This is a genomic window from Promicromonospora umidemergens, assembly GCF_024171995.1.
In the GTDB taxonomy this organism is placed as follows: domain Bacteria; phylum Actinomycetota; class Actinomycetes; order Actinomycetales; family Cellulomonadaceae; genus Promicromonospora; species Promicromonospora umidemergens.
The window spans coordinates 167,104-191,017 of record NZ_JAMTCT010000010.1 but is presented as its reverse complement, the minus strand read 5'-3'; the positions used below and the strand labels follow the sequence as shown (position 1 = coordinate 191,017).

The window sequence follows — 23,914 nt, the reverse complement described above, 5'->3', positions numbered from 1 at the left end:
CCCGCGCCGACGTCATCATCGCCAACCGCCGCACCGAAGCCCTCGACGACGTCGCCGACAAGGTCTACACCCGCGACATCTACGGCCGCGACTGACACCCGCGTCCCGCTGACCACGAAGGGCTCCACCCGCCGAAGCGGGTGGAGCCCTTCGTCGTCAGCTCGCGAACGGGCAGCCTGTCAGCGCGGCTGGAACCTGATCGCCTTGCCGACCTCGGCGATCTTGCGCAACCGGCGGTTCCGCCGGATCATGCGGCCCGCGATCCGGCGTGCACGACGCTCGACCCGCGCGCTGTACGGGACGACAGCAGGCACTACGACAGCCTCTACCTCCGTGTCAGCGAGCTCTGACTCCGCGAAGTACTTCGCCGCCCACGGCTCCTCCGCCAGGAATGCGTTCCGGCGCTCGGTCTGGTGCTCCTCGAAGTGCGCCGGCTGCATGGCCCGCGCCACCTCCTCGACGAGGACCTGCACGTCGATCGGCGGCGGCTGGCGAACCGAGATGGCACCCGACTCGTCCCACTCGACACGAGGCAACCGGACATCCGTGATCGCCAGGGGGATCCGGTTGCTGTCCTTGAAGCGGGGCAGCCGCTCCAGCACCTTGTCCACGCCCACCGAGTAGCCGGTGATGCCGTAGGTCTCGACGGCTGTCGAGAGGCCCGTCGAGAAGCAACCGATCACCGCGACGGGGCGGATCCTGTCGTAGAGGGTCTCGACCGGCACCGGCTCGTCGAGCACGACAAGATCGACGTCGAGCGAGCGTCCGAGGTCGATCAGCCTGTGGGTGAAGGAGGGAGGGGCGCTCGGGTGTGGCTTGAACGCGATCGACGAGTACCCGAGCGCCACCGCCGCCCGGAGGAACTCGCAGTGCAGCTCCTCCTCCTCCTCCTCGGTGAGCAGACCCAGCACCGCGAGGTACTGGCCGAGCATGATCACCTCGACCGGCCGCTCGGCCACGCTGTCGACCCCGGTCTTCTCGAAGACCATCTTGCCGTACTCCTGGACGACCACCCGGAACGACTCGGCCGGGACGACCACGTTCTCGATGCCGTGCTCGCTGAGCAGCACCGGACGCAGCCCGCCCGCGAGGTCCAGGTACAACAGCCGCCGCAGGTTCTCCGCGATGCTCGGCCGGATGGGCTTGCGGGTCGGCCCGTAGCTCATCAGGCCGTCCGAGACGACGTCGATCGGCGCGCCCTTGAACAGCCGCGTCAACGTCGTCGACGGTCGCACGGGGAGCGACTGCAGCGTGATGCCGAACTCTCCCTCGATGCCCGCCGCCTCGAGGAGCGTGTCGCGCCACATCGGGACCTTGCCGGTCGGCGGATTCCACGCCCGGGGGTGATACGGAAAGATCAGGTCGTTCAGGGACACCACCCGGTCGAACCGGCTGGCCAGGGACTCGAATCCCTGCTGCTCGATCAGGCTCCGGCCGATCTCGGGGATCTTCGCGTTGTTGACCACCAGCAGCACCCGCTGCTCGGTGTCTCGGTAGAGCCCGGAGTCGATCGCTGCGGCCATCGTCGCCGCTGCCATGAACGTCGGCGCAATAAACAGCTGATCCATTCAGCGAACCTCGATCCGGAGAATCTTCTTCAACACGATCCGCGTCGGGAGGTCGAAGTGCCTGAGAGCGGCCTTCACCGCGTCTTTGGGAAACGAGTTCAGAAACGCGGAGGACCGGTGGAAGAGCTCGCTCTGCAGCTCGGGTGAGAGCCTCGCCCGCATCGAGACGTGGAAAGCGACGATCCGGCACGCACCGTACGCTGCCTTCTCGATGTAGTCCTGGTTCTCCGTCGTCAGGGCGAGGTCACGGATGCCCGCATAGGCGTCCAGGAAGTGGAGCGTGCTGGGGTTACCCGCCTGGGTCAGTGCCGTCGGGTTGGCGTCCTTGCGGTAGAAGTAGCCCTTGAGGCCCACCACCGCTGTGCTCTCCGTATTCAGGTGGAGGCGCCAGAACCACGGCCGGTCGGCTGCTGTACGGAGCGACTCGTCGAAGGCGAACAGCTCGGGCGCGATGCGCTCCCGGTCGTACATCCCTGCCCACAGGTACGGGTAGTCGACCATGGTGCGGCTCCCCCGCAGCCCGATCTGTGACTTCGGGTCGAGCGCGACGTCGCGTTCCTCCTCGGGAGCACGTCGCACACTGCGGTTCATCGCGTCGACACGCACGTGGTCGGTGCGGATGAAGTCGACGTCCAGCTGCTTGAGACTGTCGAGCGTCTCCTCCAGGTGCCCCGCCTGGTACCAGTCGTCCGCGTCCAGGTACGTGAGGTACCTGCCGTCTGCGTGCTCGAGCGCAAGGTTCCGGGATCGGGCGACGCCGTGATTCTCGGGATTGCGGATCAGCGTGAGCCACGGCATCTTCTCCGCGGCCTGCTCAAGGAGCTGTGGCGTCTCGTCCGTCGAGTGGTCATCGATGATGATGAACTGGAAGTCGTCCCGGTAATTGCTTCGAATAGTCGCCAGACAATTCGGTAGAAAAGTTGCCGCGTTGTACACCGGCACGATCACGCTGAGAGTCGTCAAGGCTCCATCCTGAGGTAAGTAGCTACGGCAGAGTACACGGGAGCACGTTCGGGGGCCGTGCCCGGACTCACGCTCCGGCTGACTAGCCAGTCTGCTGGCCCAAGTAAAGTATCACCCATCCCTGCTGGCCTCGGCGCCCTGGGCCAGAGTCCCAGTGGTAGGCCAGAGAGCGTCCGCGATGTACGGGTGCAGGCTGCGAGCGTAGGTATCGGTGATGTGGTTGTGGTCCCGATAGACCATGACGTTCCCCACCACCGGCATGCACCGCTGCGGACCGCAGAAGCGGTCGGTGAGGTCCAGCACCTCCACGTCGGCTGCCAGCCGGGCTGCCTTGGCCACCGTCGCGTGCCCCGGGTCGGAGAAGGCCTCCTTGCGGGACACCGCGCAGTCCTCCGGATCCTTCGCGTGGTCGGCCACGCACTCGAGGACATCCATGCGCGGACGAGGCGCGTCCTTCAGGACGACGACCCGGGAGCCGGCCTCGTGGAGCGCGTCCCACATCCGGACGAGCCCGTCGACGCCGCCGGACGGGCTGTCGAACTCGGAGTCACCGTAGATGCCCGTCACCACGATGTCGGCGGGGTCGGCGCGGAGCGCGTCCAGCGTATCCGCGTTGGCCTGCAGGCAGGCCTCCGCGAACCGCATCTTCCTGGGGTCGAGCGAGAAGGTGCACGAGTTGTGCAGGTACGTGACGACCCGCCACCCCTGCTCCTTCGCTGCGCTCACGATCGGTGAGGCGAACATGCGGACGTGGGAGTCGCCCACCACGGCGATGGTTTTGGTACCCTCCGGGTCGCCGAACTCGCAGGTGGGAGTGACATTGGATGCCGCACCACTCGCGCAGGCCGCGTACGTCCGGCTCAGCTCCTTGTGCACGTCCTCGAGGTTCGGCACGATCACCGGAACCTGCGTGACGAAGGCGGGAACATGCTTGCCGGCGATCGCTTCCGCACCGAACCCGGATCCCGGGCCGACGACGACGCCCGCAGCCGCCTGGCGCCACTCCCGCTCGAGGATCTCGGCCCTGATCATCGGGGTCACGGAGATTCCTGCGGTCACTGCCATCGCGGCCGCCGCGGCGACCAGCATCCGGCCGTTCGGCCGGGCCCAGCGCCCCAGGCGCACCGGCCGCTCCACCCACACATAGCTGAGCTGGGCCAGGAGCAACGAGAGCGCTAGCAGTCCGAGCGACTCCAGGGGCCGGGGGCTCCGGTCCGCCCACACCTCGAAGCAGGCGATGATCGGGAAGTGCCAGAGATAGAGCGAGTACGAGACGTTGCCGAGCCACTGCACCCATGACCGGTCGACGAGCCAGGTCAGCGAGCCCGCACCGACAGTGCGACCCGCTGCGATGATCGCTACCGCCCCGAGCACCGGCACCAGAGCCGCGACGCCAGGGAACGGGCTGGCCGCGGTCAGGAGGAACGAGCCCACCGTGATCGTCGCCAGCCCGGCCAGGGCCAGAGCGGACCGAGCGAGCGCGAACCGGTCGGTGTGGCGCAGCACGACCGCGAGGAGACCACCGACGCCCAGCTCCCACAGCCGGGTGGTGGTCGCGAAGTAGGCCGCAGGATCGCCGGCGCTCACCTCGCGCACGCTCCAGACGAACGACGCGGCGACGATCAGGCCGAACAGGACGAGCACCACCCGGCGCAGGGCGCGCGTACGGTCACCCCGGGCGCGGCGTACCGCGAGCGCGGCGCCCACGACCACGATCGGCCAGAGCAGGTAGAACTGCTCCTCGACCGCCAGGGACCAGAAGTGCTGGAACGGGGTGGCGACGTTGTCGGCGGCCAGGTAGTCGACAGCGTCTGCCGCGAGCACCCAGTTCTGCACGTAGAAGACCGAGGCCAGTGCCTGGCGCTGCAGGTTCGCCCACTCGGTGACAGGAACCACCGCGGTCGCCAAGACGGCGGTCGCTGCGATCACGACGAGGCTGGCGGGCAGGATGCGCCGCGCACGGCCGGCCCAGAACCGGGTGAGCGAGAGCTTGCCGGTCTGCTCCACCTCGCGGAGCATGTGACCGGTGATCAGGAACCCGGAGATGACGAAGAAGACGTCGACCCCGATGAAGCCTCCGGGAAGCATGTTCGGTTCCAGGTGGTAGATGACCACCAGCGCGACAGCCACTGCCCGGAGCGCCTGGACCTCCGGCAGAAAACGTCGCCGAGCCCCGTGCGTCTCGCCGGTCGGCATCCGGCCCTGCACGTCCACAGGGCCAGCCACAGAACCATCCACAATATGCCTCTCGCTCACGGACACGAAGGGCCGTTGGTCGTTCGAACCGATCGAGTGTATAGACGTTGCTGCGTGCGGGCGGTCTGGTCAGAAGTCGCGGACCAGGCCTATGCCACTCACACGGACCTCCTGCGAGCCGATCGTCTCGAGGGCGACACCCCCGCTGCGGCCGCTTTCGAGGCCTATGGAGAATACCTTGCGGCCGGACGCAGCTCCGGAGAGGTCGATCACACCCACGCTCGATCCGGCGAAGATCACCCGCATGCGACCGTAACCAGGGCCGGTAGGTGCCACCACCCGGACGTGCGAAGCCTGCCGGACGTTGCTGACCTTGATCCGCGCGCCGTCGCGCGCGACGCGGTAGGCGTATCCCGCGTGGTAACCCGAATCCGTGACCTTGCGCCATCCGGAGCCGATCGACCACTGTGCCGGGATGGTCTCGCGAGACGTCCGTACGAGCGTCCGCATCGCGCCCCGGTGATGTTCGCTGTCGAGGGCCCGCACCGCGTACCAGGCGGATCGCCCGGGATCCGTCTCGAGCACCGCCGACGTACCGGTCACCGTGCGCACCGAGTACCAGTACGGCCAGGTGGGCATGTCCGCGGAGTAGCGCGCCGTCCGCGCGAGGATCTGGTAGCGGGTCGCACCGGGTACGGGGTCCCAGCTGTAGCGCTGCTTCGCGCTCCACTGGATCGGTGCCTGCAGGGAGGTGGGCTCGTGCACCACCGGCGCCGGCCGCAGCTCGGGCCGCCCGTGTCGTGCTGTCGCGGCGTCGGCCCGGTCGTTGACCGCACGGCGGATGTCACCCAGCCGTTGGTTCAGGTAGCGGCCCGGGCACACCGTGGAGTTGGTCGCCCGGTGCGGGAGGATGCTCGGCACTCGAACCCGGTCGCCCGGCGAGGTGCGTGACGTGTCGCCGGCCGTCCCTCGGTCGGTGAGGACCGTGGTCCCCCACGGGTTGATCCCGTACTGGTACGCCTTCCAGGCGTACACCCGGACCATCCCGGTGATCAGGGCCGACGACGGCCGCGCCGTGTCGAAGCTCCCGATCGCGGAGACGCCGATCGTGCCGGTGTTGAACCCGCCGGCCTGCGCTCCGACCGGGTTGTCGTACACCGCGCCGGTGCGTCCTTGAAAGATCCTGCCGAACCGGTCGACGAGGAACTGGTAGCCGATGTCCGGCCAGCCCCGGGACCGTGTGTGATAGGCGTAGATGCCCCGGACGATCGCGGACGACTGGCTCCTGCTGTACGAGTTGGTCCCTGCCGTGTGGTGCACGTACATCGCCTGCAGGTCACCAGAGACCTCTGGCCACGGCTCGGACAGGGACTCGTCGGCACCCCACGCGGAGCGGCTGACCGTCCGGGGCCGGATCTCGTAGCCGGTCGCGGCGTCGGCCGACGCGGCAGGGCCGGCAGCCGGGCCCACCGTCGCATCGGCCGCCGCGGTGCCTGGATCGACGACCACGACCCGGAGGCCCGGCGGCGGCTTCCCGCTGACGGTGCGCACTCTCGCCTGGACGGAGTCGGCCCCTGTGGAGACGAACGGCTCGGTACCGGCCCGGCCGCCGACCTCCTCTGCGTCGTCGAACCCCACCGCCTGCCAGTCGCCCCAGGTACCGTCCTCCCGTACCCGCAGCGCGACCTCCGTGACCTCGTCGGCCGCGTCCGCGTCCCACGTGGCGCCGGCCACGAGGAACTCGAGCGTCCCGGTCCTGGCGCTCAGTGCCGCGAGCCGCCCGGGCTCCGGGTGGTCGTCATCGTCATCGTCATCGTCATGGTCGTGTCCCACCACGTCGTCGAGCGCCGTCGGGTCCCGCCGGGCAGCCGGGTCGACGCCGGCCAGCCGCAGCTCGTCGACCTCCGGCGGCACGGCCACGGCCTCGGGCACGGGCAGCGACACGACGGGCAGCACGACGCCGCCGACCGCGAGCACGACCACCATGGCCGGAGCTGTGACGTGGCGCACAGGATGCCTCATATCCCGACGATAGCGATCCGGGCACCTCTCCGCCGCTATAACGAGCGCCGACGGGTGCGCACGACGATTCGGTGAGTGCCGACCGGCGCATGCTCGAGGAGATCGGCGGCGCCCCTATCCTGCGCTGACCGGCTGGCTCAGACCGGCGTACCACGCCTCGACGGCGGCAGCATCCGCCGCACTGTGGTGGTCCGGGGTCCAGCTGTCGAGGCGCACGGACGGCCCGGCGAGCTGGCGGGCGAGCACGTCGGAGCTCTCGTACGTGCTGGTCGGCAGCGCCGTCGACGGCGCGGACGAGGGCACGTGGACGCGGGTCCCGACCGACAGCGCCTCGACGACGGTCCTGAGGTGCGCCGTCGAGCAGCCCGGTGCGACCACCACCAGGTCACGAGCAGCAGCCGCCACCACGCTGTCCGTGACCTCGTGCGGCAGAAAGATCATCGGCGGGCGTCGGGGATCGATCTCCGCCCGCTCCAGGGTCTCCCGCACATCGCGCTCGATCCGCCGCTTGACAAAGCCGATGGTCCTCATCCGCACGTCGAGCCCGGCCGAGACCAGCGCCCGAACCATCACCGACGCCTCAGCCAGCGCCTGCTCGCTCAGCACGCCCAGTGCGACGGCAACGACGCCCACCTGGGAACTGATCCGAGCGCTCTCCTGCGGCACGAGCACCACCGGGAGACCAGGGCCCACGATGCTGCGGTCCACCGCCAGTACCTCGCTGGTGTCGACACCGCGAGGGCTCCACACCACGGAACCGCCGAAGGTGGTCTTCGCGATGCGCTCGACGAAGTCGGCGTCGTACCGGGCGAACGGTGCCCGTGGCGTGTCCTCTGGCCGGTCGGCGATCACCACCACCTGCGGTGCACGCAGTCCGCACCGCAGCCTGGGCAGGTACGAGAGCACGGTCGGGTCGATACACACGATGCGCTCTGCCTGGACGTCCTCGTCATAGGCCAGGCCCTCGACCACTCCCGCGGCGAGCATCCTCCGCACCGAGCTGCCGTAGCGCTGCTCGCGACGCGACTCGAGCGAGAATCCTTCGACATGTACGAGGGCGATGCGCCGGGAAGGGTTCGCTGTAGCGAGCATCTCGATCCACTGCGCGGCGTCACGTTCCAGCGGACCGTCCGACCGCCAGTCGCCGAGCACCACCATGTCGTAGACAGGGTGCGGCAGAGAGCCGGCCCCGAAGCGTCGCGGCGCGGGGAACCGGCGTTCGTCCCGCCCCAGGTACGCGGACGCGCCGCGCCTGATCTCGTCGTGCCAGGTCGAGGTCGCAGAGTGGTAGAGCAAGCGCGCAGGGTGACGCCACCCGGAGCGGATCTCGTCGCGCGAGAGCGAGCCGGCGCTCATGCGCACGAGCTGGAGTGCCGCGTCGAGGTCGACGGTCCGGCCGGGCAGTGCGGCCTCCACCCGGAGGTGGAACTCCGTGTCGGCCGCTTTCCGCACCAGGTCGAACGACCCGAGGCTCGCCCACGCCTGCTCCCGCCGGAACATCAGGGTCGCTGCGGCCGGCTTGCGGTTCGCGTTAGTCCGTCGGGCGAGCACCAGGTCGTCAGACAGCTTCACCGCGTTGGTGCGCACCGCGCTGACCAGCCGGCCGGCCCCGAAGGCCGCCACGGAGCGTTCGATCCGCTCCGGGTGGGCCCAGTCGTCCGAGTCCTGGAAGGTGACGTAGACGCCCTCGGCCTCGTCGATCGCATGGTTCCGGGCCGCGTAGGTGCCCGCGTTCTCCGCCTGGACCAGGACCCGGACCCGCGGGTCGAGGTCGGCGACTTCCCGGTACACGTCGGCGTACTCCGGGCCCGAGGCATCATCGACGACGACGATCTCGAGGTCGCGCCACGTCTGCCGCACGACAGACCGCACAGAGGTCAGCAGCTCCGGCCCGGGCCGGAACGAGCTGACGATCACGGTCACGAGGTCGCCACCCACCGATCCCGCCGGAAGGTCGGAGTGCAGCCTGTCGAACGGCGTCGCGCCATCCTCCGCGGGCAGCAGGTGGATCGGGGACACCCCGCCAAGGACCAGCTCGTTGAACACGTCGGTCCAGGACTCGTAGTCCGATGACGGGTCGACGACCGGGTTGGCCAGGTCGATGCGCAGCTGCTCCGCATGGTGCTCGAGCAACGGGAGCCGCGGCAGCACTCTGCGCAGGTCCGCGGGGCGACGTCGTTCGATGAGCAGGTCACCGAGGAGGTGGGAGGGCCGCGGCCCGATGGCGCGGGACTTGCGCGACGCAGCCTCGAGCAACGTCTCGAGTGCCTCGTCCAGCTCGTCGTCGCCGTCCGGCGCAACTCCCAGCACATGGGCGCGGGCCACGGACCAGCGGTTCCGCTCAAGCCCCTGGGACGAGTCCCGAAGGAGCGCCATCAGGTCCAGGTGGGACCGGGAGTCAACGCGTCGTGCGACATCTGCGATGGTGAACGCGTGCGCCTGCAGCTGCTGGAGCTCGGCAGCGATAACGGGAAGGTCGGACCGGTCGTTCGTCATGTCCTCGCTCGGCTCTGGCGGCGCGCTGTCGCGCCGCATCCGAATGATTCTGTCAGAGCGGACCACTCGGCGACGCGCCTTCCCGGGTGAAAGGGGCCGGCGCGGCACTGCGCGAACCACCTCGCCGCGCCCGCCGGGAGACGTGGCCCGCCGGACCGACGAGGCTCAGCGCTCAGAGTGCTGGGCGCATCCTGGACTCGCGCTCCGCCGCTTCGAGACGAGCCGCGTCGGACGAAGCGACCAGGCGTCGCTGTGTGGTGTCGAGGCGTGCGTCCAACCGGTCCAGCCGTTCCGCGACCTCGGCCAGATCCTCGCGAGTGGCGACGTCCGGCAGGTCCTTGCGGGCAGCCGCCAGGTCCTGACGGGTCGCCTCGATACCTTTCTCAAGTCGCAGCTCGAGCGACTTCCGGGCCGTCTGGGTACGCCGGTCGGCGACGTAGGTCGCTCCGGCCAAGAGCGCAAGACCGACGCCAACGAGCGCCGGCGCGGCGGAACCGTCCGCCGCAGCCACGATCGCTGTGGCGACGCCGACGAGCAGGAGCGCGGCGATCAGCAGGACGAAAACAGACGGGCGACGCATGGGCATCCCTTTCTGGGGTTCGAGTGAACGGGCACGGTCGCGCCGTCACCGGTTCTCGACGAACGGCAGGAGCCGCTCCTCGAGGACGGGAGTCATCGATCTCACATAGCTGTCCGTCAGGTGCGATCCCTGCCGGTAGACAAGCACACCGCCGATGACCGCTGGGCAGACGTCCTCGTTGCACACGAGGTCGTTCATGTCCACGACGTCGGCATCCTCGACCTCTGCCGCGGCAGCAACCTGAGCTCCGCTCCCACCCGACGTCGCCCTCTCGGGGCTCGAGAACGCACACCGGTCGAGCTGGTCGGGGAACTCCGCCACGCACATGTACACCTCGGAGCCGCCCACGGGGACATCGTGCGGCTGCGGGTTGTCGAGCAGCGCGATCACGTCGGTCCCCGACTCCTCCAGCTGGGACCAGTAGGAGGTGAGGCCCTCGGTCATCGCGTCTTCGGTGAGCTCACCTGTGGCGTCGTACGCCGTGTCGTGGACCTGGGAGGTGATCACCGCGTCGGGGCGCACCTCGAGCAGCTCGGCCAGCAGCGCCTCGTTGTACGTCCCGCAGAGGGTGTACGGGGCACCGTCCGCTCCTGGGCGGACAGCCCCGGCGAACCCGCAGGCGGACTTGGTCGCCAGCACGAGCCGCCAGCCGTTCTCCCGCGCGATGGACTCCAGGGGCGTGAACCATTGCAGTGCCTTGGAGTCCCCCGCCAGGACCATCGTCTTGCTGCCCTGTGGATCGCCGTATACGCAGAGCTCCAGCTCCACCTCGTCCATGGCGACCTCGCAGCCGTCCCGGTAGGGCGCAGGCACGTCGTCCGTTGCGAGGGCCGCCGACGGGGTGACCGCCCCCTGGGCGACCGCCTGCGGCGGGGTGATCGCACCCCCCTTGGACACGAGTGCTGCGGCACCTGCCGCAGCCGAGCCGGTCGGTGCGTTCGGCACAGCAGCGGCGAGCAGCAGACCCGCGATCACTCCGACCGCGGTCAAGCCGGCTCCGAGGCCGAGCGTGACCGGGTTCGAGCCGGCCAGACGGCCTGAGAACCGGACGGGGTTCTCGACGAACCGAAGAGAGAGCCAGGCTGGGACCACCGATACGGCGACGACGACGAGCCGCTCGATCACGGACAGCTCGCCGGCGACGTTCTCCGCAGCGACGAGCAGCGGCCAGTGCCACAGGTACAGGGAGTAGGACAGGCCACCGATCCACACGACGGCGGGCAGCTGGAGCACCCGAGGAGCACCGCGCTCGTGGGACGTACCTGCGAAGATCACCGCGGCCGTGCCGAGCACCGGCAACAACGTCCACGCGCCGGGCCATGGCGTGGTGTGGTCGAGCAGCACGGCACTGCCCACGACGAGGGTCAGGCCGACGATGCCGGTCATGCGCGCGACCGCCCGAGGGAGCGCGACCGCCCCGGCCACCGCGACGAGCGCGCCGACCCCCAGCTCCCAGAGCCTCGTCGTCGTCACGAAGAACCCGGAAGGGCTCCCGGACGTCGACAGCGCCCAGACGAACGACGGAACGACGATCAGCGCGAGCCCCACGCCCATCAAGGGCCGCACCCGAAGGCCATACCGCCGCGCGACGAGCGCCACCAGCACGAGCACCAAGGGCCAGACCAGGTAGAACTGCTCCTCGACCGCGAGCGACCAGAAGTGCTGCACGGGCGACGCGCCGGTGCCTTCGGCGAGGTAGTCCACCGACCGGTCGGCCATCCGCCAGTTCACCACGTAGAGCGCCGCCGCCACGATGTCGTGGCCGAAGGCCCGCCACTGGACCACGGAGGCGGTGGCCCACATCAGCAGCGCCGATACCACCAGCACCAGGGCGGAAGCGGGCAGGAGCCGCTTGGCGCGGCGCGCGTAGAACCGGGCCAGCGACACCCGGCCCGTGCGCTCCACCTCACGGACCAGCAGCCCGGTGATGAGGTAGCCCGAGACGACGAAGAACATGTCGACGCCGACGTACCCGCCCGGAAGGAACGGGACGTCGGCGTGGTACAGGAGCACCAGCCCGATGGCGACGGCGCGCAGACCCTCGATGTCGGCGCGAAACCCGCCGCCGGACGTGCTCCGGGTCGGACCGTCGACCGAGGCCGCAGGCGCGGCCAGGCCCGTCACAACCGGTGCGCCGAGTCACCCGTCGTGACTCCGCGGGTGTCGAAGAAGCGCTTGGACAACGCCGCCAGGGCGTCGACGTCGTAGGCGCGGTGGTTCTGCACGAGCACCACCAGGTCGGCGTCCGCCACCGCCTGGTCCAGGTCCGGGACCCGGCTCAGGGAGGCCGAGTCGAGCTGCCACTCCTCGACCGCGGGGTCGTGGAAGGCCAGGTGCGCGCCCTGTGCGAGGAGCGCCTCACCGAGCGGCCGCGCCGGCGACTCGCGCTGGTCGGCGATGTTCGGCTTGTAGGTGACGCCCAGCAGCAGGACGGTGGATCCTCGCAGCGACTTGCTGTCCTCGTTGAGCAGGTCCTGGATCCGTCGGGCGACGTACGTAGGCATCGTCGCGTTGATCTCCTGGGCAAGCTCCACGAACCGGAACGGGTAGCCGAGGCGGGACCGCACGTTGTGGCTCAGGTAGTTCGGGTCGATCGGGATGCAGTGCCCGCCGACGCCGGGCCCGGGGTAGAACGCCTGGAAGCCGAACGGCTTGGTCTTGGCGAGGCGGATCACGTCCCACAGGTCGACGTCGAGCTCGTGGCAGAAGCGCGCCATCTCGTTCACCAGCGCGATGTTGATGTGCCGGTAGGTGTTCTCCAGCAGCTTGGCGGCCTCCGCCTCACGCGTGCCCTTGGCCACGACCACGGTCTCCACGAACTTCCCGTAGAAGTCCGCCGCCCGCTGCGAGGCCTCCGACGTGGAACCGCCGACCACCTTCGGGGTGTTGTGCATGCCGTAGACCGGGTTGCCGGGATCGATGCGCTCCGGCGAGAACGCCAGGTGGAAGTCCGTGCCCGCCGCGAGCCCGCTGACCGACTCCAGGATCGGCTGAACCACCTCTTCGGTGGTGCCCGGGTACGTAGTGGACTCGAGGACGACGAGCGTCCCCGGACGAAGGTTGCGCGCGATCGCCTGCGTCGCACCGGTCACGGCGCCGAGGTCGGGTCCACCGTCGGCGGAGAGCGGCGTCGGCACGCACACGACCACGACGTCGGCGGACCTGATCACCGCTTCGTCGGCCGACGCACGGAACCCCTCGGCGAGGAGCCCGGCGATCGCGTCGTCGGACAGGTCGTCGACGTGGGACCGCCCGGCATTGAGGTCCGCCACTACCCGTTCGTTCACGTCCAGGCCCACCACGTCGTACCCAGCGCTCACGGCGGCCTGCACCAGGGGGAGACCGACGTACCCGAGTCCCACGACGACCAACATCGACATGACTGTGCCTCTCGCGTTCCGAATCATGTGACCTGGACACCCGCCGGCCCCGCGTATGGGGGGCGGTCGATCCCGGCCCTGAGCATCCTAGGCCGCTCACCACTCAGATGAGACCGACACCTACGCGATATCACCCATTTCACCCGGGACCGTGGCTAAGATGAGACCTGACCCTTCGACGGAGTTGTCAGGCTCCGTTCCGAGCGGTGAAGATGGGGCCGCCCGAGGCGTTGGTTCCTCCGGCATTTCCGGAGGGAACCCCTTGACGACCGCAGCAGCCGCCACCAGCGCCACCACGGACGCCACCGTCCGACCCGTCGATGCCGACGTCGCGCGCGGCCTGGCCGAGCAGACCATCAGGCGCCGCGACCACCTTCGCGCGATGGCGTACACCGCGGGGCGGACGCAAGCCGACTCGTACCGACGGGTCGTGGCTGCCGGCATCGCGCCCGACCTGACCTACGAGGAGCTCCGGGACGCGGCGCGCAGCTCCGCGAGCACCGCCGCGGGCCTGGGGCGCAAGCGGCCCGGCTGGTGGCGTGCGCTCGCCATGACGGTCGGCTACCAGAATCTGACCCCGGACGACCTGACCGACGCGGCCCACCTGTACCGGGTCGCGAGGCACATGGCGCCGGGCGGGAAATGGCGCCCTGACGAGACGCGGCTGTATCTCCAGGTGCTCCAGCTCACCGGAGCGGTCGACGAGCTGGAGTCGGAGCTCACCGCGGTCCACGAGCTCCTGGAGGAAGACCGCCTGACGCTCGCGGTCGACCTCGCCGCTGCCAGGCACGGCGTGGGCAGCGAGGAGTGGAACCGCAAGCTCGACGACCTCGTGGGGCGCTGGGGCGTGCGCCCCGTCCGCCTGACCCGCGACGGCCGCACGCCGTTCGACAGCCTCGCCGCCCCCGGGCCCAGCGGGACCGAGGACGGCCCGCTGGTCACGGTGGTGATGTCCGCGTTCCGTCCTGGACCGGAGATCTTCTCGGCCGTGCGGTCCATCCTCGACCAGACCTGGGGCAACCTCGAGCTGCTCGTCCTTGACGACGCCTCGGGCCCTGAGTTCCAAGACGTTCTCGCCGAGGTTGCCCGCCTCGACCAGCGGATCCGGGTCCTCGTCCAACCGCAGAACCGCGGGACGTACGCCGCGCGGAACCGCGCCGTCCGCGAGGCGCGCGGCCAGTTCATCACGTTCCAGGACTCCGACGACTGGTCGCACCCCGAGCGCATCGCGCGGCAGGTGCGGCCGCTGCTGGAGAGCGGGACGGTGCACTCGACGATCAGCCGGTCCATCCGCTCAACGGAGGACCTGGGCTTCCAGCACCTGGCGAAGCAGACGAGCCGTAAGAACGCGTCGTCGCTGATGTTCCCCCGGGCGATCATCGAACGTCTCGGCGCGTTCGACCCCATCCGCAAGAGCGCCGACTCGGAATTCATCGAACGGCTGGCGGCGGCACTCCCGGGCGAACAGATCCTGCTCGACGACCAGCTCGCGTTCGTCCGGCTGACGGCAGGTTCGCTCTCCCGCGGGGACTTCCGCGCACGCTGGGTCCACCCGTCGCGCCACGAATACACGGAGTCCTACAAGACGTGGCACAAGGCGATCCGAGCAGGTGCGGACCCGTTCGTCTCGCCCGATCCGGCGCAACGGTCCTTCCAGGCACCAAGGAGGTTCGCCCAGGACACGGGGATCACCGTCGAGTCGCCCGACCTCGAGGTGGTCCTGGCCGGCGACTTCCGCGCCGACTCGTACACCATGGCGCCGCTGTACGACGAGCTTGTCGCGTTGGTCGAGCAGGGCGTGCGGGTCGGCATCATGCACATAGAGCTCGCCGGTCGACCGGAGACCATCCCGCAGCGGATGTCGCCCGAGTTCCGCCGGATGGTCGACGAGGGCACCGTGGTCCACGTCCTGCAGACCGAAGAAGCGCACACCGACCTGCTGCTGATCCACGACCCCGCGGTGCTCCAGCTTCCGCCCACCGAAGCCCAGGCGCTCGACGCCGAGAGGGTGGCGATCCTCGCCCACCGCGGGGGCGCCGAGTCGACCGGTGGCGCGCTCTGGTCCGCGAGGGACGTCACCGTGGCGGCCCGGGACCTGTTCGGGAAGGAGCCCACCTGGATCCCGGCCGGCCCCGCCGTCCGAGCAGAGCTTGCGGCCGTGCCCGGGCTGGTGGTGCACGACACGGATGCCGTCGATCCCGTCCTGCCTCACCTGTGGGACGCGCGCCGCCTGCGCACGCCGTCCGCTCAGCCGGTCGTCGGGTTCGCATCGTTCGAGGGAGCCGATCTGTGGCCGGCGTCGAAGGACGACTTCCTTGCCGCATATCCCACCGAGGACGACGTGGACGTCCGCCTGCTCGGGGCGCTCGAGCAGGTCTGGAGCGTCATCGGTCGCACACCGGCCAGCCGGCCTGCGATGGAGTGGCTGATCTACCGTCCCGGTGACCTCTCGCAGCGCGAGCTGTTCCTCCAGCTCGACTACGTCCCGTGCTTCCCCTCCGACGACGTCAAGCAGCCCCCGGCGTACCTGACCCGCGCCATGGCCGCAGGCAGAGTGGTGATCGTTCCGGAACGCTTCCGCCCGTTCTACGGGGACGCGGCCGCCTACGCGACACCCGACGGCGTCCTGCAGCTGGTCCGGCACCTGGAGCAGCACCCCGCGGAACGCTCCGAGCTGGCGCGTGCGGGCGCGCACCACCTCGAGACGCACCACGCAGCGGACCGGTTCCTCAAGCTCGTGACGGGCCTGCTGCCGAGCGGCTCCCGAGCACGGCGCGACGCGCCGGCAGCGACCTGAGCCGATGACGGAGGGCCACCGGGTGAGCGGCAGCATCCGCTCACCCGGTGGCCCGCGCAGCCCGACCGCGCGTCACGGCCGGGTGCTGCTCACAGCTCTCGCGCGTCGGACTCCAGCAGCACCGGGATCCCGTCCCTGACCGGGTACGCCAGCGGCCGGTCGGGATCGGTGGAGTGCAGCTCCGGCTCACCGGACGGACCGGTACCGTCCACCAGCTCGGCACCCGTCACGGGGCAGCGCAGGATCTCGCGCACCCAAGGCTCCAGCTCGACGTTCATCCCGTTGCTCCTGTCCCTGCCTCGTCCGGGTCGTCGCCCGGCGGCCGGCCCTCGCTGTCACGCACGAGCGACAGCACGTCGTCGCGCACCTTCTCCATGATGTCCTGGTCGGCTGCCTCCACGTTGAGCCGCAGGAGCGGCTCCGTGTTGGACGCCCGCAGGTTGAACCACCACTGCGGGTGGCCGTCCCAGTTCGACACCGTCACCCCGTCGAGGGTGTCGACGTCGATCTCCGGGTACGCGAGACGATAGGCGTCGAGCACCCGATCGGTGGCGGCCGCCGCGTCGGCGACGCGCGAGTTGATCTCGCCGGAGGACACGTACGGCTCGTACATCTCCGACAGCTCCGACATCGGGTGCGACTGCGTGCCGAGCGCCGCGAGCACGTGCATCGCGGCCAGCATCCCCGTGTCGGCGAAGAAGAAGTCCCTAAAGTAGTAGTGCGCACTGTGCTCGCCGCCGAACACCGCCTCGTTCGACGCCATCTGCGCCTTGATGAACGAGTGCCCCACCCGCGTGCGGACCACCTCGGCACCGGCGGCCGACAGCAGGTCCGGCACGGCACGGGACGTGATCAGGTTGTGGATGACCGTCGGCGTGCGCCCCTCCGCCTTCTCCTTCTCGACCTCCCGCAGGCCTACCAGGACGGTGATCGCGGACGGCGAGACCGGCACGCCCTTCTCGTCGATCACGAAGCAGCGGTCGGCGTCGCCGTCGAACGCCAGCCCGATGTCGGCACCGTTCGCGACGACCGCGGTCTGCAGGTCGAGCAGGTTGGCCGGCTCCAGCGGGTTCGCCTCGTGGTTGGGGAACGTGCCGTCCAGCTCGAAGTACATCGGCACCAGGTCCAGCGGCAGCTCCGGCAGCCCGCCGCCCGTGCCGAGCACGGCCGGGACCGTCAGGCCGGCCATGCCGTTTCCTGCGTCCACGACGACCTTGAGCGGCCGCACTCCGGACAGGTCCACCAGGTCCCGCAGGAACGCGGCGTAGTCGTTCAGCATGTCGCGGTCGGTCACCTGCGCGGTGCCGCCGTCCGACATCGGCGAGCCACCCGCCGCGCCGTCGTCCAGGAAGGCCTGTGCGGCCTCGCGGACCTCGGCGAGGCCCGTGGCCTCCCCCACCGGCCTGGCGCCGGACCGGCACAGCTTGATGCCGTTGTACTCGGCGGGGTTGTGGCTGGCGGTGAACATGGCTCCCGGCACTCCCAGCACCCCCGATGCGTGGTACAGACCGTCCGTGGAGCACAGGCCGATGCGGATCACGTCGACGCCCTCGGCCGTCAGCCCGGCGGCGAACGCGTCCACGAGGCCAGGACCCGAGTCCCGCATGTCCCGCCCGACGACGACAGCCGGGCGGGCGTCACCCGTCGCTTCCGGGAGCACCACCACCCGGGCGAACGCCGTCCCGATGGCGCGCGCCACCTCCGGCGAGAACTCCTCGGGTACCAGCCCCCGTACGTCGTAGGCCTTGATGATCTTGCGCAGGTCGAGAGCCACGGCGACAGCGTACGCGAGCACCGGGTCGCCCCCTTCCCACGCGCCGACGAGCGGCTCTCCATCCCGACAAATGCCCTTAGGCTTGCCGGTACCACCGCCAAACCGTCAGAAGGCAGATGCGTTGTCATGACCGGCCGGGAAAAAGAGCTCGCTCGGAGACTGGTCGACAGCCTTCCAGCCGTACGACGACGTGACGAGCTCCTCGCGGCTCGTGACGAGCTTGTGACGGAGCTGCAGGCCAAGGTCGAGGAGCTGGATGCTGAACGCCGGGTGGGGTGGGGGCGCGCACGGCGTCTGCGGGCCCAGCTCGCGGAGCTTCGTGAGCAGCTGGCTACGGCAGTCGCCGTGAGCGAGCACCAGCGCTCGGTCGAGGACCGACCCTCGTTCCGCCGGATGCTGGTCACTGAGCGCGGCCTGTCCCACGCCGCGCACGAGCACCCCGACCGTTCACCACGCAGCAGGGTCTCCGACAAGCTCTTCTCGAAGGCACTCGCGGACTCGCTCGGCGTCCGGGTCCCGGCGGAGCTGCAGGTCTGGCCGGATCTCGACCGCATCGAGCTCGGCTCGCTCCCCGACGAGTTCGTGATCAAGTCCGTCGGCGGAGCGTCGTCCCGAGGCGTCTTCCCGCTTCGCAGGGTTGCTGGTGAGTACCGACTGATCAGCACCGGCGATGTCACCACGCTCGACGAGATACGGACACGAATTCGCGCCTACATGGAGCAGGACACCGCGCGACCGTCATACGACCGGATCAGGCCGCCCTTCTACGCGGAGGAGTTCGTCCAGGATCTGAGCGACAGCTCCGAGATCCCGGTCGACGTCAAGGTCTACACGTTCTATGGGCGCGTCGGTCAGGTGCTGCTCCGCCGCGTCGCCCGTCACGGTGAGCGCTCGGGCGTCGGATACCGGTATCTCGGAGCGGACGGGAACGACCTCGGTGACGTCTCCACCGGCCGGGAGTCAGATCCGACGATCCCGGTCCCTGATCGGTTCGAGGAGACGATCGCGACCGCGGAGAGGATCTCGCGAGCGACCGGTCTTGCGTTCGTCCGGGTGGACCTCTACCAGACGCGCAACGGTGTGGTCTTCGGCGAGCTGACGCCGTGCCCTGGGGAACCACAGCACTACACGGACGACCATGACCTGCTCCTCGGGCGCTTCTGGCAGGAGGCGCAGCTGCGCCTCGACGCCGATGTCGCGAACGGCTTGGCGATCGGCTTCGACCTGCCGGTCGACACGAGGAAGACCGGCAGTCACAGACAGCCCTCACATGTGCTCCGCAACCCCGGGCTATCCTGACGCGGTGCTAGCCGTCGCTCAGTTTCACGCGCCCCTTTCGCTGACCAACACGATCCAGCGGTACGACTGGGGGTCCGTCGAAGCGATCCCCCACCTGCTCGGCAGCGAGCCCGACGGCGGGCCGCAGGCCGAGCTGTGGCTCGGCGCGCACACCAGCGCGCCGTCGGTCAGCGTGATCGGGAACGAGGACGTAGCGCTCGACCGCCTGGTCCGCGAGGCCCCCGTGCAGACGCTCGGCCACCGCGTGGCGGAGCAGTTCGGCCCGCGGCTCCCGTACCTGATGAAGGTGCTGGCGGCCGGCAAGGCCCTCTCGCTCCAGGTCCACCCCTCACCGCGGCAGGCCCGAGAGGGCTTCGCGCGCGAGAACAAGGCCGGTCTGCCGCTGTCGTCGCCGAAGCGCTCGTTCAAGGACGACCAGCACAAGCCCGAGATGGTCGTCGCGCTGTCGCAGTTCGAGGGGCTTGCGGGCTTCCGCACCCCGCGCACCATCCTGGACGTGCTGGACGGGCTGCCGGGCGACCTCGTCGACGGCGTCCGCGCCGCGCTGCTGCGCGACCGCAGCCACGACGGCATGCGTGAGGCCTTCAACCACCTGCTGTCGGCGCGCGCCTCCGACGCCTGCGCGGCCGACATCCGGATCACTCTCGACTCGGTGCGGGCCCGCCTGGCCGCCGGCTCGCCGTTCGAGCGCGCCGACCGCACGGTGGTCGACCTCGCCGAGCAGCACCCCGGTGACCCCGGCGCCATCGCCTCCCTCATGCTCAACCGGTTCTCGCTCGAGCCGGGCGAGGCCGCGTTCACCCCCGCCGGCGTCGTGCACGCCTACCTGTCCGGGCTGGGCATCGAGATCATGGCCAGCTCCGACAACGTGCTGCGCGCCGGGCTCACCACCAAGCTCGTGGACGAGGAGAACCTCGTCGACTGCACCGTGTTCGCTCCGCAGCAGCCGTCCATCCCCGAGATGACGACGGCGGGCAGCCGCGGGCAGGTGCACACCTACCGCGTGCCGGTCACGGAGTTCGCCCTCACGACGGCCGACGTCGACCCCGCGGAACTGGTCACGCTGCCCGCGACGGGCCCGCGGATCCTGCTGTGCCTGGCCGGCGAGCTGAAGCTCGACGCCGACCGCGCGGAGGACGGCCCGCGACGTCTCGTCCAGGGTGACTCGGTCTTCGTGCCGCACGACGCCGGGAACCTGGTGCTGTCCGGCGCGGGCCACGCGGTCTGCGCCTGGGTGCCGTGACCTTCGTACCGCAGGCGAGTGATCGGTAAAAGGACGCTCCTATGGTTCGTCAGGCGGCGTCAGGCTGACGGGCTGTCGTCGGCGCGCAGGACGCGCAGGTGGCCGCGGCGCGCCGTCTCGGTGACCGACGGCGGCTCCGCCGGACGGCGTACCCGTCCGGCCTCGCGCACGGCGTCGGCCAGTGCGGACAGGTCGTCCGGGCTGGGCCCGGCGTCCTCGAACTCGGGCATGAGGCGGACCACCTCCCACCCACGCGGCGCGGTCAGCCGTTCAGCATGCTCCGCACACAGGTCGTAGCTGTGGGGCTCGGCCAGGTGCGCAAGCGGGCCCAGTACCGCTGTCGAGTCCGCGTACACATACGTGAGTGTCGCCACGGCCGCGTTTGTACAGGCCGAGCGCGAACACTGTCTCACCGATCTCACGCGCCGACACTACGCCCTGACCGGGCACGACGCGCCGAACACGCCCGGACGGTCACGGCCGGAACGGCGGGAGCTGCGCACCGGTGCGCCGCACCCCGCGTGCCACCAGCAGTCCCGCACCCGCGAGAAGCAGGTCGATCACCGTGAGGACCACCCGGCTGACGAGCACGGCGAGCGCGGCGGCGGGGGCAGGCAGCGCCCCGGCGAGGACCGCCGCCAGGACCACCTCACGCACACCCGCACCGGCAGGCGCGACCACGAACAGGAACCCGGCGGTCCAGGCGAGCGCCCAGCCGCCGGTCGCAAGGGCGAAGGTCCGCACGGTGGGCGGCAGGCCGAGCCCCGCGCAGAGCACCCAGAGCTGCGCCCCCGCCACGAGCCACCCGGCCACGGACCAGGCCGCCGCGCGACCCAGACCGCCCCACGTCATCGGATGGTCAAGCCCGCCCCGCCGGGCGACCCGCAGCGCCAGACCGATGAGCCGGTTCAGCACGGGCGGGGCCAGCACGACCACGACCGCCGGCGCCGCCCACGCCACCCAGGACCAGGCGCCCAGTGTGCCGGCGGTGACGAACGGCAGCGCCACAGCGCCGACCGCGGCACCCGACGCGACCGACACTGCGACGGCCACCAGCATCGAGACGGCCGACCGGCTGCGCGGCACGCTGTGTCCCGCGCCGACCTCCGCGGCGGCCACGATGTTCCAGACACCGCCCGGCACGTACTTGCCGAGCTGGCTGATCCCGAACACCGCGACGGCCCTCCGCAGCGACAGGGGCGACCCCAGGTCCGCGAGGACCGCGCGCCACGCCAGCAGGGTGCACCACACGTACAGGACCCCGAGCACGACGACAAGGACGACATCGGTCGCGGACAGGTCGGCCGCGGCCCGGGCCAGGGCCGCTGCGTTGCCGAGCACGTACCAGACGGCCAGCACCAGGGCGATCGCGAGGAAGCCCCACCGCACCCACGGCGACCGGAGCGTGGCGAGGGCGCCCCGCACCATGGAGCGTCCGGCGCCCGTCGCCGTCGTGCCGGCCCGGCCTGCCGTCACAGCGCGTTCCTGCGGCGCAGCTCCGTGACCAGCGGCTCGGTGACCACCCGCGGACGGATCCGGTCACGGCCGTGCGCGGCGCGGATCCGGGCGGCCGCCAGCACCGCCGGGTCGCAGAGCTCGGCGAGCCGGTCCGCGAGCGCCCCGGGGTCGGCCGCCGGGACCAGCTCGACGTTCTGCCCCACCGCCCGGCGCTGCGGTGGCGTGTCGGAGGTGATGACGACGCAGCCCGCGGCGAGGCCCTGGTACACCTTGTTCGGCACCACCCGGACGCCCTTCGGGGTGTCGCTGAAGATGCCGAGGCACACCTGATGACCTGCCACGAGGGCGGGGAGCTCGGCAGGCTCCACCCAGTCGTGCCAGGTCACACCCGGCGTCCGCGCCAGGATGTCGCGTGCCCGGGGCAGCTCCTGGCCGGAGCCGACCATCGTCACGCGCAGCGGAGCACCGGCCGCGACGGCGTCGCGCACGGCCTCTGCGATGACCGGTGCGCCCTGCAGCGGGGTGTACAGCCCGAAGAACACCACGGACAGGCCACCGGCGTCGACCTCGGCGGCTGAGCGTGAGCCCACCGCACGCCAGGCGTCCGGGGCACCGACGAGCACGACCACGCCCTTGCCGGGGTGGGGGAGCATCTGGCGGTGCTCCTCGGTGTCGGTCACGACCAGGTCGGCGCACGAGACGGCCAGCCGGTCCAGGCCCGTCAGCAGCCGGACGCGCAGGCCCGCCGCTCCCCGGTCCGTGGCGGTGTCCCCGGCGAAGACCAGGTGGTCGAGCACGACCACCGAGCGCGGGTACAGCAGCCGGGCGAGCAGTACGTCGAAGTGGCCCAGGTATCCGACGAGCACGGCACCGGGCCGGCCCTCCGCTCGTCGCTGCCGTGCTGCGTCGCCCACCAGGCCCGCCCAGCAGCGCAGCAGCCGAGCGGCGAGGACGGGCAGCCGCCACGGCTGCTGGAGCATGCGGACCCGTTCGGCGGTGGAGAGGCCGAGCGGCCGGTTCAGCTCGGTGACCTTGACGCCGTGGGCGCGCAGCCCGGCGACGAGGACGGCGATGCGCGGGTGCCGTGCGGCGTCGTACGTACCGAACGCGATCACTGCACGGCCGCCGCGACGTCCGTGGTCCGGTTCTCTGCCGATCCGGTCGCGGCCGGTGCAGCCGTCGTGCCGTACTGCACGTCCTTGAGCCGCTCCAGCGTCTCCTCGAGCAGCACCCGGTTGGTGCGCTGGAGGTCGGCCAGGACGAGCAGCGCGAAGCTGAGCAGCGCCCCGACGAGGGACGCCGCGCCGAGCACTATCGACTGGAGGTGCTGACCGCCGGTGCCGGCGGCCAGGAGCACCGCGTACCGGCTGAACGGGACCGCGGCACCGAGCGCGAAGACGAGGCCGAGCGTGATGAACACGGCGTGCGGCTTGTACATCACGTAGGACCGGCTGATCGCCTGGGCCGACTTCGCGATGTGCTGCCACATGCTCGTGAACAGCCGCGACTCGCGGGTCCTCGGGTTGGTGGTGACCGGCAGGCTCTGGATCCGCAGCCGCTTGTGCCCGGCCTGGATGATCGTCTCCATGCAATAGCTGAACTGTGTGACGACGTTGAGGCGCATCAGCGCCCCACGGGAATACGCGCGGAAACCACTCGCGGCGTCGGGAAGGTCGGTTCCCGCGGCGAAGTTCACGACCTTGCTGCCTATTCTTTGCAGCGCCTTCTTGAGCGGCGAGAAATGCTCGATCGTGCCGGTCTGCCGGTCGGCGATCACGATGTCGGCGTCGCCGAGCACCACGGGCATCACCAGGTCGCCGATCCGCTCCTGCGGGTACTGGTCGTCGCCGTCGGTATTCACCACGATGTCGGCCCCGTGCCGGAGCGCGTAGTCGACACCGTCCCTGAACGACCTGGCCAGACCCATGTTCCGGGTGTGGTGCACGAAGTGCCGCACGCCGAGGCGACGTGCCACCTCGACAGTGCCGTCCGTGGACCCGTCGTCGACGACCAGGATCTCGATCTCATCGATCCCCGGAATGTTGCGGGGAATTGTGGCAAGCACCAGAGGAAGGGTTTTTTCCTCGTTCAAGCAGGGAATCTGCACGAACAGCTTCATGGCCCTGTGCTTTCAGTCG

General features: G+C 70.2%; 17 protein-coding genes. 3 read left to right on the top strand and 14 right to left on the bottom strand.

Annotated features, from left to right (window positions below; all coding sequences use genetic code 11):
• Positions 1 to 179: 179 nt before the first annotated feature.
• From APR04_RS17005 to APR04_RS16970, 8 genes are all read right to left on the bottom strand, one after another.
• Positions 180 to 1,568, bottom strand: coding sequence for a polysialyltransferase family glycosyltransferase (locus tag APR04_RS17005; protein WP_253872210.1), 1,389 nt, complete (start codon positions 1,566 to 1,568; stop codon positions 180 to 182).
• The gene (locus APR04_RS17000) at positions 1,569 to 2,531 is read right to left on the bottom strand and encodes a glycosyltransferase family 2 protein (RefSeq protein WP_253872208.1); all 963 of its coding nucleotides are present in this window, start codon (positions 2,529 to 2,531) and stop codon (positions 1,569 to 1,571) included.
• A gap of 111 nt (positions 2,532 to 2,642) precedes the next feature.
• The gene (locus APR04_RS16995; RefSeq protein WP_253872205.1) at positions 2,643 to 4,757 is read right to left on the bottom strand and encodes an acyltransferase family protein; all 2,115 of its coding nucleotides are present in this window, start codon (positions 4,755 to 4,757) and stop codon (positions 2,643 to 2,645) included.
• 99 nt (positions 4,758 to 4,856) lie between these two features.
• Complete coding sequence (locus APR04_RS16990; protein WP_253872203.1) at positions 4,857 to 6,749, bottom strand: N-acetylmuramoyl-L-alanine amidase; 1,893 nt, start codon at positions 6,747 to 6,749, stop codon at positions 4,857 to 4,859.
• A 114-nt stretch (positions 6,750 to 6,863) separates the two neighbouring features.
• Positions 6,864 to 9,284: a glycosyltransferase gene (locus APR04_RS16985; RefSeq protein WP_253872201.1), complete on the bottom strand. Its 2,421-nt coding sequence runs from the start codon at positions 9,282 to 9,284 to the stop codon at positions 6,864 to 6,866.
• 133 nt (positions 9,285 to 9,417) lie between these two features.
• Positions 9,418 to 9,825 (bottom strand): hypothetical protein, encoded by a 408-nt coding sequence (locus APR04_RS16980; protein WP_253872199.1) that lies wholly within the window; start codon positions 9,823 to 9,825, stop codon positions 9,418 to 9,420.
• A 45-nt stretch (positions 9,826 to 9,870) separates the two neighbouring features.
• Positions 9,871 to 11,949 (bottom strand): acyltransferase family protein, encoded by a 2,079-nt coding sequence (locus APR04_RS16975; protein WP_253872197.1) that lies wholly within the window; start codon positions 11,947 to 11,949, stop codon positions 9,871 to 9,873.
• Positions 11,946 to 13,205, bottom strand: a complete 1,260-nt coding sequence (locus APR04_RS16970; protein ID WP_253872195.1) for a nucleotide sugar dehydrogenase — start codon at positions 13,203 to 13,205, stop codon at positions 11,946 to 11,948. Before APR04_RS16970 ends, APR04_RS16975 begins: the two co-directional genes overlap by 4 nt.
• A 262-nt stretch (positions 13,206 to 13,467) precedes the next feature.
• On the opposite strand from APR04_RS16970, the gene APR04_RS16965 reads away from it, so the two are divergent.
• Positions 13,468 to 16,002 (top strand): glycosyltransferase, encoded by a 2,535-nt coding sequence (locus tag APR04_RS16965; protein WP_253872193.1) that lies wholly within the window; start codon positions 13,468 to 13,470, stop codon positions 16,000 to 16,002.
• Positions 16,003 to 16,091: 89 nt separating this feature from the next.
• On the opposite strand, the gene APR04_RS16960 is transcribed toward APR04_RS16965, so the two are convergent.
• Together APR04_RS16960 and APR04_RS16955 are read right to left on the bottom strand one after the other, a co-directional pair.
• Positions 16,092 to 16,280, bottom strand: coding sequence for a Trm112 family protein (locus tag APR04_RS16960; protein WP_253872191.1), 189 nt, complete (start codon positions 16,278 to 16,280; stop codon positions 16,092 to 16,094).
• Positions 16,277 to 17,776, bottom strand: a complete 1,500-nt coding sequence (locus APR04_RS16955; RefSeq protein WP_253872189.1) for a phosphomannomutase/phosphoglucomutase — start codon at positions 17,774 to 17,776, stop codon at positions 16,277 to 16,279. The genes APR04_RS16960 and APR04_RS16955 overlap by 4 nt, the downstream gene beginning before the upstream one ends.
• A 126-nt stretch (positions 17,777 to 17,902) precedes the next feature.
• On the opposite strand from APR04_RS16955, the gene APR04_RS16950 reads away from it, so the two are divergent.
• The gene (locus tag APR04_RS16950; protein ID WP_253872187.1) at positions 17,903 to 19,075 is read left to right on the top strand and encodes an ATP-grasp fold amidoligase family protein; all 1,173 of its coding nucleotides are present in this window, start codon (positions 17,903 to 17,905) and stop codon (positions 19,073 to 19,075) included.
• A gap of 4 nt (positions 19,076 to 19,079) precedes the next feature.
• A complete protein-coding gene (gene manA, locus APR04_RS16945; RefSeq protein WP_253872185.1) occupies positions 19,080 to 20,318 on the top strand; it encodes a mannose-6-phosphate isomerase, class I in 1,239 nt (412 codons plus the stop codon).
• Between the two features lie 59 nt (positions 20,319 to 20,377).
• Here manA and APR04_RS16940 read toward each other — a convergent pair whose 3' ends face one another.
• From APR04_RS16940 to APR04_RS16925, 4 genes are read right to left on the bottom strand one after another with little or no spacing between them, the layout of a single operon-like run.
• Positions 20,378 to 20,740 carry a DUF3499 domain-containing protein gene (locus APR04_RS16940; RefSeq protein ID WP_253872183.1) on the bottom strand — a complete coding sequence of 121 codons (363 nt, stop codon included), beginning with the start codon at positions 20,738 to 20,740 and terminating at the stop codon, positions 20,378 to 20,380.
• Between the two features lie 52 nt (positions 20,741 to 20,792).
• Positions 20,793 to 21,794, bottom strand: a complete 1,002-nt coding sequence (locus APR04_RS16935; protein WP_253872181.1) for a lysylphosphatidylglycerol synthase domain-containing protein — start codon at positions 21,792 to 21,794, stop codon at positions 20,793 to 20,795.
• Positions 21,791 to 22,891 carry a glycosyltransferase gene (locus APR04_RS31075; protein ID WP_253872179.1) on the bottom strand — a complete coding sequence of 367 codons (1,101 nt, stop codon included), beginning with the start codon at positions 22,889 to 22,891 and terminating at the stop codon, positions 21,791 to 21,793. Before APR04_RS31075 ends, APR04_RS16935 begins: the two co-directional genes overlap by 4 nt.
• The gene (locus APR04_RS16925) at positions 22,888 to 23,895 is read right to left on the bottom strand and encodes a glycosyltransferase family 2 protein (RefSeq protein ID WP_253872177.1); all 1,008 of its coding nucleotides are present in this window, start codon (positions 23,893 to 23,895) and stop codon (positions 22,888 to 22,890) included. The genes APR04_RS31075 and APR04_RS16925 overlap by 4 nt, the downstream gene beginning before the upstream one ends.
• Positions 23,896 to 23,914: the final 19 nt, after the last annotated feature.

Excerpts from the sequence above, each read along its gene's own strand:
- APR04_RS17005 (WP_253872210.1), bottom strand. The coding sequence starts at position 1,568 with ATGGATCAGCTGTTTATTGCGCCGACGTTCATGGCAGCGGCGACGATG.
- APR04_RS16990 (WP_253872203.1), bottom strand. The coding sequence starts at position 6,749 with ATGAGGCATCCTGTGCGCCACGTCACAGCTCCGGCCATGGTGGTCGTG.
- APR04_RS16985 (WP_253872201.1), bottom strand. The coding sequence starts at position 9,284 with ATGCGGCGCGACAGCGCGCCGCCAGAGCCGAGCGAGGACATGACGAAC.
- APR04_RS16980 (WP_253872199.1), bottom strand. The coding sequence starts at position 9,825 with ATGCGTCGCCCGTCTGTTTTCGTCCTGCTGATCGCCGCGCTCCTGCTC.
- APR04_RS16970 (WP_253872195.1), bottom strand. The coding sequence starts at position 13,205 with ATGTCGATGTTGGTCGTCGTGGGACTCGGGTACGTCGGTCTCCCCCTG.
- APR04_RS16960 (WP_253872191.1), bottom strand. The coding sequence starts at position 16,280 with ATGAACGTCGAGCTGGAGCCTTGGGTGCGCGAGATCCTGCGCTGCCCC.
- APR04_RS16950 (WP_253872187.1), top strand. The coding sequence starts at position 17,903 with ATGACCGGCCGGGAAAAAGAGCTCGCTCGGAGACTGGTCGACAGCCTT.
- APR04_RS16925 (WP_253872177.1), bottom strand. The coding sequence starts at position 23,895 with ATGAAGCTGTTCGTGCAGATTCCCTGCTTGAACGAGGAAAAAACCCTT.